The organism is Staphylococcus coagulans (assembly GCF_022557135.1).
Classification (GTDB): Bacteria; Bacillota; Bacilli; order Staphylococcales; family Staphylococcaceae; genus Staphylococcus; species Staphylococcus coagulans.
The window spans coordinates 345,899-359,271 of the sequence record NZ_CP092966.1 but is presented as its reverse complement, the minus strand read 5'-3'; the positions used below and the strand labels follow the sequence as shown (position 1 = coordinate 359,271).

10 protein-coding genes and 1 pseudogene are annotated in these 13,373 nt (G+C 39.2%); 10 read left to right on the top strand and 1 reads right to left on the bottom strand.

The features are described from left to right. Positions 1-65: 65 nt before the first annotated feature. Positions 66-521 (bottom strand): P-loop NTPase family protein, encoded by a 456-nt coding sequence (locus tag KM149_RS01535; RefSeq protein ID WP_214971131.1) that lies wholly within the window; start codon positions 519-521, stop codon positions 66-68. Between the two features lie 311 nt (positions 522-832). Here KM149_RS01535 and KM149_RS01530 point away from each other — a divergent pair, with 311 nt between their 5' ends. The 10 genes and pseudogenes from KM149_RS01530 (at position 833) to KM149_RS01485 (ending at position 13,363) form a co-directional block, all read left to right on the top strand. Further along, positions 833-1,345 carry a DUF4242 domain-containing protein gene (locus KM149_RS01530; RefSeq protein WP_050329836.1) on the top strand — a complete coding sequence of 171 codons (513 nt, stop codon included), beginning with the start codon at positions 833-835 and terminating at the stop codon, positions 1,343-1,345. Between the two features lie 205 nt (positions 1,346-1,550). Further along, positions 1,551-2,292 (top strand): annotated as a pseudogene (locus tag KM149_RS01525) (ABC transporter ATP-binding protein). A gap of 12 nt (positions 2,293-2,304) precedes the next feature. Further along, complete coding sequence (locus KM149_RS01520; RefSeq protein ID WP_241415484.1) at positions 2,305-3,258, top strand: ABC transporter substrate-binding protein; 954 nt, start codon at positions 2,305-2,307, stop codon at positions 3,256-3,258. A gap of 5 nt (positions 3,259-3,263) precedes the next feature. After that, entirely contained in the window at positions 3,264-4,031 is a 768-nt protein-coding gene (locus KM149_RS01515) for an ABC transporter permease (RefSeq protein WP_050329833.1), read from the top strand. A 19-nt stretch (positions 4,032-4,050) separates the two neighbouring features. After that, positions 4,051-5,091 (top strand): acyl-CoA/acyl-ACP dehydrogenase, encoded by a 1,041-nt coding sequence (locus KM149_RS01510; RefSeq protein WP_165546049.1) that lies wholly within the window; start codon positions 4,051-4,053, stop codon positions 5,089-5,091. Positions 5,092-5,431: 340 nt separating this feature from the next. Then, a complete protein-coding gene (fadX, locus tag KM149_RS01505) occupies positions 5,432-6,997 on the top strand; it encodes a fatty acid degradation protein FadX (protein ID WP_214971137.1) in 1,566 nt (521 codons plus the stop codon). A gap of 30 nt (positions 6,998-7,027) precedes the next feature. Then, a complete protein-coding gene (gene fadD / locus KM149_RS01500; RefSeq protein WP_165546051.1) occupies positions 7,028-8,557 on the top strand; it encodes a long-chain-fatty-acid--CoA ligase FadD in 1,530 nt (509 codons plus the stop codon). Between the two features lie 39 nt (positions 8,558-8,596). Next, complete coding sequence (gene fadE / locus KM149_RS01495) at positions 8,597-9,808, top strand: acyl-CoA dehydrogenase FadE (protein ID WP_165546052.1); 1,212 nt, start codon at positions 8,597-8,599, stop codon at positions 9,806-9,808. An 81-nt stretch (positions 9,809-9,889) separates the two neighbouring features. Beyond that, positions 9,890-12,151: a 3-hydroxyacyl-CoA dehydrogenase/crotonase FadB gene (fadB, locus tag KM149_RS01490; RefSeq protein ID WP_214971140.1), complete on the top strand. Its 2,262-nt coding sequence runs from the start codon at positions 9,890-9,892 to the stop codon at positions 12,149-12,151. A gap of 24 nt (positions 12,152-12,175) precedes the next feature. Next, positions 12,176-13,363, top strand: a complete 1,188-nt coding sequence (locus KM149_RS01485) for a thiolase family protein (protein WP_165546054.1) — start codon at positions 12,176-12,178, stop codon at positions 13,361-13,363. Positions 13,364-13,373: the final 10 nt, after the last annotated feature.

The following is a 13,373-nucleotide window of genomic DNA, read 5'->3' as shown; positions in this document are numbered from 1 at the left end:
GGTTTTTCTATTGTTTTCAATCTTTTTGTATGTTAATTACAATCTCATTAACATACATAAAAAATTCACCGTATCCATAGTTGACAGCTTGAGTGGTAAGGTGCATAGCATTCGTTTATTAATGCTTCAAACTTTTTATTGTAGTTCCATATATAGATTAGAAAATCTAAACTGATAATGTCTGGGTTATGACCAATTTGAGGCCTAAACTTATTTTTGACGTAACGATAGATTACGCGCAAAATACATTTCCATCTTGAATCAGTAAGCCAAATCAATAAATCCGCATTTTTAATCCGAAGTTCAAGCGTCTTCGAATAAGTACCGTCACAAATCCATTTTTCATTTTTAACTAAATTAACGATGCGTTGTTCTAAAACATGCGGTGCCACCAATTCCCCATCTTCCCAAGCAAATTGGTCTAAATGCGTTACAGGAATATGTAATCGCTCCCCTATTCTTTCAGCAAGTGTTGACTTCCCAGATCCCGGCATTCCAAGAATGACAATCCTTTGATACATCTCTCCCACTCCTATCTTCATATGAATAAACGTCTTTGTATTCCACATCCCGTCCTACATGTGCATATCATTATAACTCGTGGTGAAATTTCGAGTCAAAGCCATATTGAAAACGTACAGGTGGAAAATGACTTTATAAGATGGTATGCCTATTTTAAATACAAAAATTTTAAGTTTTAATTAACAACCGTACATTTATTTTCTTATCTTTTTTATTATCAAAAAATTCAGATTTATCTTTCGTGAATCCCTTGTTTTCTGATAGGAATTATTATAGTATAACTGTATCTTAATTGATGGAGGTTCTATTTATGGCACTATTTTTATTAGAAACACAAAATTTATCTTTTGCAAAATCATCAGTCGAATTAGATGAAAAGGTCAAATTTCTTTCTGAACAACCAGGACCAGAACTGATTGAAGTACAAGTGACTGAAGACCTGTCACATGGTTATTTTATTGTGGAAAGTGACAGTGAGGCAGAAGCAAAGCAATTTCTAGAAGATGCATCCATTCAAGTGAGTCTTGTTAAAGAAGTCCGCCTTGTAGGCAAAGACTTAGATGAAATTAAAAAAGGAGACGTTTCTATAGATTACCTCGTGACTTGGAATATTCCTGAAGGGATTACAATGGACCAATATTTAGAACGTAAAAAGAAAAACTCTGTTCACTATGAAGAAGTTCCTGAAGTACAATTTCAAAGAACGTACGTCTGTGAAGATATGACAAAATGCGTCTGCTTATATAACGCACCAAATGAAGATGCTGTTCGTCGTGCACGCGAAGCAGTCGATACACCTATTGATGATATTGAAAAAATTTAAAAATGCACTTCCTTACAGCCGGAGACGGCTACTCTGCGCATGACTTATTTTTTCTCGTTTTGTGCGCTTAAAAATCTCTTTACACAATTCAACTTCATAGACATTTCATTCTCAGGGAGTGGGACAATGGTTTTCATATTCAAGCCCACTCCCTCTACTCTAACTACAAAACATAGTATTCTTGTATGATTTAAGGAGGGTGTTCATGATTCAAATTCAAAGACTCAATCATTATTTTGGCGCACATCATGTGATTCGAGATTTTAATTTAACGATTCCAAAAGGTAAAATTATCAGTTTTATCGGTAAAAGTGGGTGTGGAAAGTCAACACTGTTAAACCTTATTGGTGGTTTTTTAGCCCCCTCACACCGGCCAAGTTACGATTGATGGTATACATAAAACTTCCCCTTCTTCAGACTGTTTAATGTTATTTCAACATCATAATTTATTACCTTGGAAAACCATTCATGACAACATTCAATTAGGTTTAGCACATAAAATTCCAACCGATGAAATGAATACGTATCTTGCGACGGTAGGTTTAGAAGGCACAGGGGCTCAGTTCCCAGATGCATTATCTGGTGGTATGCAACAACGTGTTGCCATCTGTCGTGCCCTTGTGCATCAACCTCGAGTGATTTTATTAGATGAGCCTCTTGGTGCTCTAGATGCATTTACACGATATAAATTGCAAGACGAATTGATTACCTTACGGACACATACTCATGCCACGTTACTTTTAGTCACACATGACATTGATGAGGCCCTTTATCTTTCGGACGAAGTTATCTTGTTAGGCGAGGGCTGTCAAATCATCAAACAATACCCTATTCAACAGTCACACCCAAGAAACCGCAATGATGATCAACTGCTTGCAATACGTAATCAAATCATGGAAGACTTTGCGATCAACCATCAGATGGCTGAACCTGAATATTACTTATAGCGAGGGATTTCCATGAAAAAGATGATATTATTTTTACTCATATGTACCCTCTTAGTCAGTGCTTGTGCACCTCAACAGCAGAGTCAGACATCGACACATACACAAAAGACAATAAAAATTGGCTATTTACCGATTACCCATGCAGCTAATCTAATGATGACCAAAGAGATTAACGAAAAAAATAAGCAGCGCAATTATAAAATTAAGCTCGTCCGCTTTAATAACTGGCCAGACTTAATGGATGCTTTGAACAGCGGACGTATTGATGGCGCTTCTACATTAATCGAATTAGCAATGAAATCAAAGTCGAAATGTGCGCCGATTAAATCTGTCGCGCTCGGTCATCATGAAGGGAATGTCGTTCTCGGTCAAAAAGGACATCATTTACATGATTTTAAATCCAATCGCGATTATTCCTTTGCGATTCCGCATCGATATTCGACACACTATTTATTATTAGAACGGATGAGAGAAAAACTTAATATACAACCGGGTCACTTTCATTATCATGAAATGGCACCTGCTGAAATGCCTGCCGCCTTGAGTGAAAAACGTATATCTGGCTATTCCGTTGCTGAACCTTTTGGCGCAATAGGTGAAAAGTTAGGAAAAGGGCAACTCTTGCAACATGGCGGTGATATTATTCCAGATGCTTACTGTTGCGTACTCGTACTTCAAGAAGATTTGATTCAGCATAATCAAAAAGCTGTGCGCCAATTTATGCGTGATTACAAACAAGCAGGGTACGACATGACGGACACTAAAAAAAGTGTTGATGTGATGGAAAAAAATTATAAGCAAAATCGTAAAATACTTGAACAATCGGCACAATGGACATCTTATGGCGACTTAACAATTAAGGAAAAGGGGTATCGTGACATCGCTAAAAGCGTCTCTGAACATCATCTATTCGAACCCCCTTCTTTTGACAGTTTTGTAGATCCATCATTATACAAGGAGGGTTAGTTCCTATGAGCAATAGTCGGTTATCTCAACGCTTTATACTCCCTTTAATTACTTTTGTACTTTTTCTTTTTATTTGGCAACTTGTCATTTGGATAGGTCACTATCCCCCTATCCTATTACCAAGTCCCTTACAAGTTGGGGCAAGCATTTGGAAATTCATTATAACCGGGGAAATTGGCATCCATCTCAGTATTAGTCTCTACCGCTTCGTCATTGGGTTTATCTTTGCGATTGTGTTGGCAATTCCTATTGGCATTTTATTAGGCCGCAATGATGCATCTTTTCACGCGATTGAACCTTTACTCCAATTAGTAAGGCCCATATCGCCTATTGCGTGGTCCCCTTTTATCGTCCTATGGTTTGGCATTGGAAACTTGCCAGCGATTGTAATTATTTTTATTGCTGCGTTCTTTCCAATTGTCTTTAATACGATTAAAGGCGTACGTACGATTGACCCGCATTATTTAAAAATAGCTAGCAATTTGAACTTAACCGGATGGAAGCTCTATCAAAACATTATTTTTCCAGGCGCATTTAAGTACATGATGACAGGGATACATATCGCTGTTGGAACGAGTTGGATTTTCTTAGTCTCTGGAGAAATGATTGGAGCGCAGTCTGGCTTAGGCTTCTTGATTGTAGATTCACGAAATATGTTGAATTTAGAAGATGTCTTATCGGCTATCTTTTTTATCGGGCTTTTTGGATTTTTAATCGATCGGCTCATTAGTTATTTAGAAAAATTAATGCTCAAGCACTTTGGGGAATCTTAATTTATAGGAGGCGTCACGCATGTCTATCGACACACTGATTGAAAATGAACTAGAACCTTATTTAATTGATATTGATTACGGTGATTACTATGCTAAATCATTCATCCAACAACTTTTCACAGAAGGCCATTTTTCAGAAGACAATCTCATAAAAAATGCACAGTCTATCGAAAAAGTCTCAGAAGCTTGTCTGACTACGGGCTTTTGTTTATGGTGCCAACTGGCCTTTTCTACTTATTTAAAACAAGCAAAACAACCCGCACTCTATCGCGATTTGCAACAGAAAATTTTATCAGGCGAAGTATTGGGGGCTACGGGTTTATCTAATCCGATGAAATCTTTCAATGATCTTGAAAGTTTTAACTTAACACATGTTGATCATGGCGATACAATCGTAGTCAATGGACAACTACCTGCCGTAAGTAATATTGGATCTGACCACTATTTTGGTGCAATTTCTCAACATCAAAATAACGGAGAACTGGTTATGTTTATTATACGTGCCAATACAGCAGGGCTCACGTTAGAAGAAAAATCAAATTTCTTTGGCGTCAATGGTTCTGCTACATATCGCATTACTTTTGATGAAGTCAACGTGACTAAAGACCAAATCATTACTAAAAAGGCCGAACAATTTGCTTCAGCGATACGTCCGCAATTTATTGCACTTCAAATTCCAATTGCACTTGGTGCGATTAAAAGTTCATTGGACTTAATCCGCCAATTTTCAAATGCACAAAACGGTATCAATGCTTATCTAGAATATGACGTTAGAGCTTATGAACAAAGGTATCGTCAGTTACATCAACAATTTTATACCTTACTTGAAAGCCATCAAGACACGTTACAAACACACCTTTTAGAACTCGTTCAACTCAAAAAAGCGCTAGGCTATCTTTTATTAGAAGTCAATCAAGCTTCCATGGTCAATGGTGGCTCTCGTGCTTATTCACCCAAAGCACCACAAGCACGTAAACTCAAAGAAGGCTTTTTCTTTGCCGCACTAACGCCTACATTAAGACATTTAGGCAAACTCGAAACCACGCTACAATCACAATAATACCGCTTCATCAACAATTTGAAGTCAACGGCTTCTTCCTCTATGGATGAATGACCATCACTGACCGGTTTGCGTATGGGATAATGTTCTACTTTACGTAAACCGAGTCATTCTTTTTAAATCACTCTTATCTCTTTATCCTCATAAATGTATGTAGATTAAGAAACATTTTTATCACGAACCCACTTACTGAATTCCAACGGAGACAAAGGCTCAACGACTCTATTTATGTCTATACTGTGACTAATATCTGAAAATAAAGTCTTTTTCTTTTTACAATTTTGTGAACTATGTTATATTTCATGTAAGGGTTTACATTATGTGTAAGGAGCTGTCGTAAATGAAACAATGTACTTGGGAAACGTTCAAAACATTGATACATGATGGCGATGTGATTGGTTTAGCTGCACTCACTGTTTCTAACCTTCCTACAGCTTTACTTTACGGATTAGCAGAGCAGTATGATGAAACAGCTTCACCTGCGCATCTCACTTTTATGTTAGCAAATGACATTAGTACAGGAGGCCATACGATTGATTTAGACCATTTCATTCAACGCAATATGGTCGATCGCATCATCATGAGTATAATGACGGCTTCCCCTTTGACAGCGCAGGCGATTCAATCGAATCAAGTTGAAGCGTATTTTTTACCACAAGGTGTGATTGCCACACATTACCGTCAAACCAATCATCTCACACCAGGTATCATTACTAAAATCGGTCTTCATACACATATTGACCCGCGATATAAAGGCGGTAAAGCTAATGAAAAAACACAAGAATCTTTAGTCTCTTTAATTAATATTGAAGGAGAGGAATTTCTTCATTATCATTTACCAGCCGTTAATATTGCACTCTTAAGAGGCACTTATGCTGATGAAAAAGGCAATATTTATATGGATGAAGAAGCGCATCTTGGTGAAAGTTACAGTGTTGCATTAAATGCCAAAGCCCATCACGGGACAGTCATTGTTCAAGTGAAAGCTATTGTTGATAGTCGTCAACAAAATCCAAATCATGTTTTTATACCAGGTTCTCTCGTTGATTATATTTATGTTGTAGAAGATATCGCCTATCACCGTCAATTGATTCAAACACAATATAGCCCTGCACTATCTGGGCAAATGCGTGTTGAATCTTTGCCGGAGCCCCCCTTACCGTTCAGCATACGAAAATTAATTTTACGTCGGGCGGCTCAATTTTTAACAACAGGCGATACGATTAGCATTGGCTTTGGCATCAATAACGAACTCACGAACCTCCTGCATGAGGAACGTGTGGAACATCTAGTCCAGCCGATTATGGATATTGGCATATTTGGTGGTTTTATCGGAAGTCGTGACTACTACGGTATGAATTTTAACGTTGATGCCCGTATGCGCCACGATTTAACTTGGGATTTTATTTATAACAGTGGTATTTCAATCGCATTTATGAGTTTTGCAGAAGTGGATCAATACGGTCATGTCAATGTCTCATATTTCGGTCATCGAATGAATGGCTGTGGTGGTTTCATCGACATTAGTCAGTCTGTCCAAAAAATTGTTTTCTCTGGCACATTAGTTGCTAGGGGTCAACTGAGCGTGTCAAATCAAGCCTTACATGTTGAACAACAAGGACAGACGCAAAAATTTGTCTCAAACGTATCCAATATTGACTTTAATGCGGATTACGCCAAGTCACTTCAGCAAGAAATCTATTATGTGACGGAACGTGCCGTCTTTCAATTAACTCAAGATGGATTGATGCTAATAGAAGTCGCACCAGGACTAGATATAGAGCGAGATGTCATTGCTCAAATGGGCTTTAGACCGCTCGTTTCCAAAAATCTGAAAACCATCGACACATCCATTTATCATCACGTATGGGGGGCGCTTTTAGATCGCATACAGACAGAAGCATGACGATCAAAAATGAAACAAGGGGGTATATTTATGAATTTCGACTGGATCAAAACACGCGCAGATTTTGATGTTGAAAAACCAGCTGTCATCGATCCATTTAAAGAGACACAATGGACATATCAACAACTCAATATTCGTGCGGATAATATGGCACATTATCTCGAATCACAAGGGATTCAACAAGGAGATGTCATTGGTATATTTGCACCTAATGATGTCGCCATATTGGATTTATTATTTGCCTCATTTAAAATGGGCGCAGTCTTTCTTCCTATCAATTGGCGACTTAATCCTAAAGAAATTGCCGGTGTTGTGTCAGATTCAGGTTTAAAAATTCTTTTTTACGCAGAAAGGCATTTGAGTTCACTTAATGAGATTAATCCTGATTATTTGCATATGGACATAGATTCAGATGCATACAATCAAATAGTTGACCCCTCTCAACATCATGTTTACAAAGCCAAAGCTGTTGAGCCAACAGATCTCGCTACATTGATTTATACAAGTGGTACGACAGGTGTGCCAAAGGGGGTCATGTTTTCATATGAATCGTTCGTCAATAACGGCGCAAATATTGAACTAACTTATAAATTTAACTCCGAGTATTTAACCATTATTTCAACACCTATGTTTCATGTGCTCGGTTTTAACGATACAGTTCTCCCTACTTTAATGTCCGGTGGCACGCTTGTTTTACAACGTTATTTCAATGGCGAGGCGCTCAATGACCTCATCGCACAATATCATCCAGACTTTTTGATTATGATTCCAACCATGTATTACAGTACATTGAACCAAAAAAACTTTAATCCTGACGATTTTAGAGCCATCAAGTTTGTTATTCAAGGCGGCTCGCAACCTTTACCTAGTATTCAACAAGCATTCAAAAAATATGGCATTAACATTATTAATGGCTACGGTTTAACCGAAGCCCCTCTTGTCATGGTCAATACACCTGAAAATGCACGTCATAAACCGATGAGCATTGGTAAATCGGTCATGTTTGTCGACGCAAAAGTGTTGGATGAAGATAAAAACGAAGTGGGCGATGGCGAAATTGGGGAGTTGGCCATTCGCTCTAAAAATGTGACACCTGGGTATTGGGGACAGCCTGAAGAAACGAAAAAATCTTTCCATAATCAGTACTTCTTAACGGGGGATCTCGCTAAAAAAGATGAAGATGGCGATATTTACATTATTGATCGTAAGAAAGAACTCATTATCACTGGTGGCGAAAATGTCTTACCATCAGAAGTTGAAAACGCCTTAGCTGAGCATCCATTAATTGATCGTTGCGTCGTCGTAGGATATGAACATCCAAAATATGGAGAATCTATCGCTGCAGCTATTATTTTACGAGAAAAAGTGCCCGACTATGTTGAACAATTGGACAAGCATATGCGCGAACGTCTTGCAGGCTACAAAGTACCACGGATGTATTTACCTGTCACACATATGCCACTGAATTCAACACAAAAGCCAGACAAACTCGTGATTCGTGAAATGATGAATTCAAAAGTGAATAAAGAAGCATCTTCCGAAGCCAATCACAATGCATAAGGGAAACATCGTATACGCAATTTTGAGGAGGAATGTCAAATGACTACTGAAAAAGAAGCAAGATTGAAAAAACTTTACCCTGAAGATATTTTAAGTATTTCCAAAATGTTAACCAATGGCGAATTGACATTACTTGAAGAGCTCAATCATCTGTTAGAAAGCAAATACCGTAAAGACATTAATCAACATTGGGTCAATGCAACTGTTCCAGAAGATTATTTTAAAGACATCGGTGACTTGAATTATTTTAGTCATCCCCTACTCTTTAAAAATCGTGAAAATGCAAAAACACCAAGCCAACTGTTCCAATTTTTCATGTCTTACACAATTGCACGCTTCGATGTTTCACTTGCTACTTTATTAGGGGTACATCAAGGATTAGGTCATAATACGTTTTTATTTGGTGGTAGCAAAGAACAAGTGGCCAAATATGTTCCTAAATTACAGTCTCATGAACTGAGAACTTGTTTTGCGTTAACTGAACCTGATCACGGTTCTGACGTTGCGGGTGGTTTAGAAACTGTCGCTGAGCAACGTGGTGATGAGTGGGTATTAAATGGTGCTAAAAAGTGGATTGGTGGCGCACATGTTTCAGATGTCATCCCTGTATTTGCGATTAATAAAGCTACAGGAAAGCCGCATTGCTTTATTGTGACACCTGATCAAGAAGGCGTCGACATTGAAATCTTAGAAAATAAAATTGCCTTACGTATTGTCCCTAATGCACTTATCCACCTTAATCAAGTGACGGTGAAAGAGTCTGACCGTTTACAAAACATTACAAGCTTTAAAGATATCGCTAAAATTCTTTACTCTACACGCGCAGGCGTCTCATATATGGCTACCGGCGCGCTTGCTGGGACATTGCGCGCCACACTCGACTATGTAAAAGAACGTCAACAATTCGGAAAATCAATTAGTCAATTTCAACTTGTTCAAGAGAAACTGGCGATGATTCAAGGTAATCTCACACACGCGATGGCGATGTGCGCACAGCTGGCACGTATGCAAGAAAATGGTGAATATGATGAGGTCGCAACATCCACAGCCAAAATGATGAATACGTTACGACTTCGAGAGTCCGTAGCGATGGGGCGCGGGATAACTGGAGGCAATGGTATTTTAGCAGACTCTTATGACATTGCACGCTTTTTCTCAGACGCTGAAGCCATGTACACGTACGAAGGGACACATGAGATTAATGCCCTGGTCATTGGCCGCGCATTAACGGGAACTTCTGCATTTATTTAAATCGCTTATGCTTCAAAATCCATCTATCACACAATGTCATATCAATTAAGTTTGAAATTGCTTAGAAATGGAGGAATGATGATGACGATCAGAAAAGTTACAATTCTTGGTGCTGGTACAATGGGCGCACAATTAGCCGCAGTATTAGTCAATGCAGGATTAAAAGTTAAATTATTAGATATCGTATTAGACAAATCCGATCCCAATCAAATTTCTAGAGCTGCATACGAACGAATCACACACCCTAAGAAACCGTTGTTATTCGATTTAGATTTTGCTTCAAATCTTTCTTATGGCAACTTTAACGATGACTTAGAAAATGATGATGCTGACTTGTATTTAGAAGCTGTTAAAGAAGACTTAAGCGTCAAACACGAAATATGGAAAAGTGTCGCACAGTCTGCACCAGCTCATGCTTACTTTGCAACGAACACATCAGGAATACCGATTGAGGCTATTGCTAAAGTTTTTAATGACGCAGACAAAGCGCGTTTTATGGGGTTACATTTTTTCAACCCACCTCGTATTATGAAATTGGTCGAATTAATACCAAATCAACAAACACGTAGAGAGATTATTGATGAGATGCATACTTTCACTGAAGATGTCTTAGGTAAAGGCGTCATTGTCGTGAATGATGTACCCGGATTTGTCGCAAACCGTGTCGGCACACAAACGATGAATGATATTATGTATCGCGCAGAACAACAAAATTTATCTATTCCTGAAGTTGATGCACTCACTGGACAGATTATCGGTCGTCCAAAAACAGGGACTTATGCATTGTCTGACTTAGTTGGTCTAGACATTGCCGTTTCCGTAACGCAAGGAATGCAACAATCAGAAAAAGAAAAACCCTACTTCAAAGATGTCACTTTAGTCAATCAACTCTATGAAGCGGGTGCACTCGGTCGAAAAACGAAGCAAGGCTTTTATAAGAAAGATAAAAAGCAGCATCAAAGACTTGTCTATGATCCAAAACAACAAGATTATATTCAAGTTGAAGCGCCTCAACTCCCAATATTGTCAGAATTCAACAAAGATTTAGCACACAATTTAGATGTCATCTTCAATGCGAAAGACCCTGCTGGACTGTTTTTATGGGAAACGTTGCGTAACAATTTCTATTATGCTGCGATTAATGTCCCTTACGCCACTAGTGATTTCCGTGATATCGATCGCGCTATTGTATGGGGATTCAACTGGAAACTCGGCCCATTTCAGCTTTGGGATTTAATGGGCTTTGAGCGTGTGAAAGCACGGCTACAATCTGAACTGGGTGACTTGCCAGAGTGGATTGAAGCACATGAAGAAGGTTTCTACCAAGAGGGCGAAACAATTGCACATGTGACACCTGTTTCAGAAATAATTGATGAAGTCATTTGGAATCGTGAGGATTCACAATTAGCAATTGTTAACAGACGTCAACTTTTATTTAAACTGCAAAGTAAAAATAACGTTATCACTGATGACTTTAATGATGATTTGGTCGAAGCAATTGACGTATTAGAAAACGAAGCCTACTCAAGTATGGTGATCTACGCAGAAGGACCCCACTTTAGTGTAGGCGCTAATCTCTATGCGATGAAAGAAGCACATGAAGCTCAAAAAGTAGAAGAATGGGTCGCACCTGCAATCGAAAAGCTTCATTCAAGTTTCAATCGCTTAAAATATAGTACGAAACCTATTGTGACTGCGGTTCAAGGCCGAGCATTAGGCGGTGGCTGTGAACTGGTGCTTCATTCTCCATTTGTCGTCGCGAGCAGTGAAACATATATCGGCTTAGTGGAGGCAGGCGTAGGTTTATTACCAAGTGGCGGAGGCCTTGCTGAATTGGCTGGACGTATTTTCCAAACTGACCACCTGTTTAATGATAAACAAGCATCTATGTTACAACTGTTACAAACAATTGGTCTTGCTAAAGTTTCTACCAATGCCTTTGAAGCACGCCGTTATGGCTTTTTAAAACCGACAGACAGCATTATTTTCAATCAAGATCGACGTGTAGAAGTCGCTTTAAAACGGGCACAATTCGAGGCTCATGCACATTACAGACCTGAACCTAAGCGTCAATACATTGCGTTAGGTCAAGATTTTCTCGCCTTAGCTAAAGGTCAACTTGACGCACAACGTGAGGGCCATTTCATTAGCGATCATGACTATGATATCGCGGTACGCATTGCAACAGTACTGTCGGGCGGAAACTTACCGCGCAACACTTATATCAATCAACGCTATATGCAAAAACTGGAAAAACAACATTTTATTGCACTTTTAAAATCAGAACCCACATATGACCGTATCAGTTATATGTTAAAAAATGGGAAGCCTTTAAGAAACTAAGTTTGTTGAGAAAGGATGATGAATATGCGTGAAGCCTATATTGTCGCATACGGACGGTCGGCAGCAGCAAAATCAAAAAACGGTGCTATGTTTCACGAAAGACCTGATGAAGTAGCAGCTCAAGTTTTATCAGGCGTCTTAAAACGGGTTAGCGGCCAATTTCGCTTTGATATGGTAGATGATGTCATTGTCGGAAATGCTTTTCCAGAAGGTTTACAAGGTCAAAACATCGCCAGAACAATTGCATTAAGAGCAGGTCTACCGGAGTCCGTGCCTGGTCAAACCGTCAATCGGTATTGCTCATCTGGATTACAAACAATTGCGCTCGCAGCCAATCAGATTATAGCCGGACAAGGGGATATTATTGTCGCTGGTGGCGTAGAACTGATGAGTGCTGTACCTATGGGGGGCAATGAACCGACAAACAACCCCATCTTAGAGGATCAAAATGTAGGTGTTTCAACTCCTATGGGACTTACAGCCGAGAATGTTGCACAAACATATAAAGTTTCTCGAGAAGACCAAGATGCCTATGCCGTACAAAGTCATCAACGTGCTGCACGTGCGCAACGAGAGGGTAAATTTGAAGATGAAATTATACCTATCGATATTCACAAGGTTGAATATCATGCTGATGGTCCACAGGTACATGTAGAAACGTTTGATCAAGATGAATTTATACGCCCTGATACGAACGTTGAAACGTTGCATCAACTACCAACCGTATTTAAATCAGACGGAACAGTCACAGCCGCAACTTCTGCACCGCTTTCTGATGGAACAGGCTTTGTCGTCGTCATGTCTGGGGAAAAAGTAAAAGCGCTCAATGTCAAACCTATCGCCCGATTTGTTAGTTTTAAAGCAGTCGGCGTAGATCCAAAACTTATGGGTATCGGCCCTGTTTACGCCATTCCTGAAGTGTTAAAATCTGCCAACTTAACGATTGATGATATTGATTTAGTTGAATTGAATGAAGCCTTTGCAGCCCAAACTTTAGCTTCTATGCGAGAAACAGGACTCAGTGCTGATAAAACGAATGTTAATGGTGGTGCCATTGCATTAGGCCATCCACTCGGTGCAACGGGTGCGATGCTTACCGCACGTTTACTCTCTGAAATGAAAAAACGACCAGACACACGTTACGGCATGGTGACGATGTGTATTGGTGTCGGCATGGGTGCTGCTGGTATCTTTGAAATGGTACGTGAATAAAGCACATTAA

Bases quoted from the DNA above. Each gene is read 5' to 3' on its own strand.
- fadB (WP_214971140.1), top strand. From the start codon at position 9,890: ATGACGATCAGAAAAGTTACAATTCTTGGTGCTGGTACAATGGGCGCA.
- KM149_RS01510 (WP_165546049.1), top strand. From the start codon at position 4,051: ATGTCTATCGACACACTGATTGAAAATGAACTAGAACCTTATTTAATT.
- KM149_RS01520 (WP_241415484.1), top strand. From the start codon at position 2,305: ATGAAAAAGATGATATTATTTTTACTCATATGTACCCTCTTAGTCAGT.
- KM149_RS01515 (WP_050329833.1), top strand. From the start codon at position 3,264: ATGAGCAATAGTCGGTTATCTCAACGCTTTATACTCCCTTTAATTACT.
- KM149_RS01530 (WP_050329836.1), top strand. From the start codon at position 833: ATGGCACTATTTTTATTAGAAACACAAAATTTATCTTTTGCAAAATCA.
- KM149_RS01535 (WP_214971131.1), bottom strand. From the start codon at position 521: ATGTATCAAAGGATTGTCATTCTTGGAATGCCGGGATCTGGGAAGTCA.
- fadX (WP_214971137.1), top strand. From the start codon at position 5,432: ATGAAACAATGTACTTGGGAAACGTTCAAAACATTGATACATGATGGC.
- fadD (WP_165546051.1), top strand. From the start codon at position 7,028: ATGAATTTCGACTGGATCAAAACACGCGCAGATTTTGATGTTGAAAAA.
- fadE (WP_165546052.1), top strand. From the start codon at position 8,597: ATGACTACTGAAAAAGAAGCAAGATTGAAAAAACTTTACCCTGAAGAT.
- KM149_RS01485 (WP_165546054.1), top strand. From the start codon at position 12,176: ATGCGTGAAGCCTATATTGTCGCATACGGACGGTCGGCAGCAGCAAAA.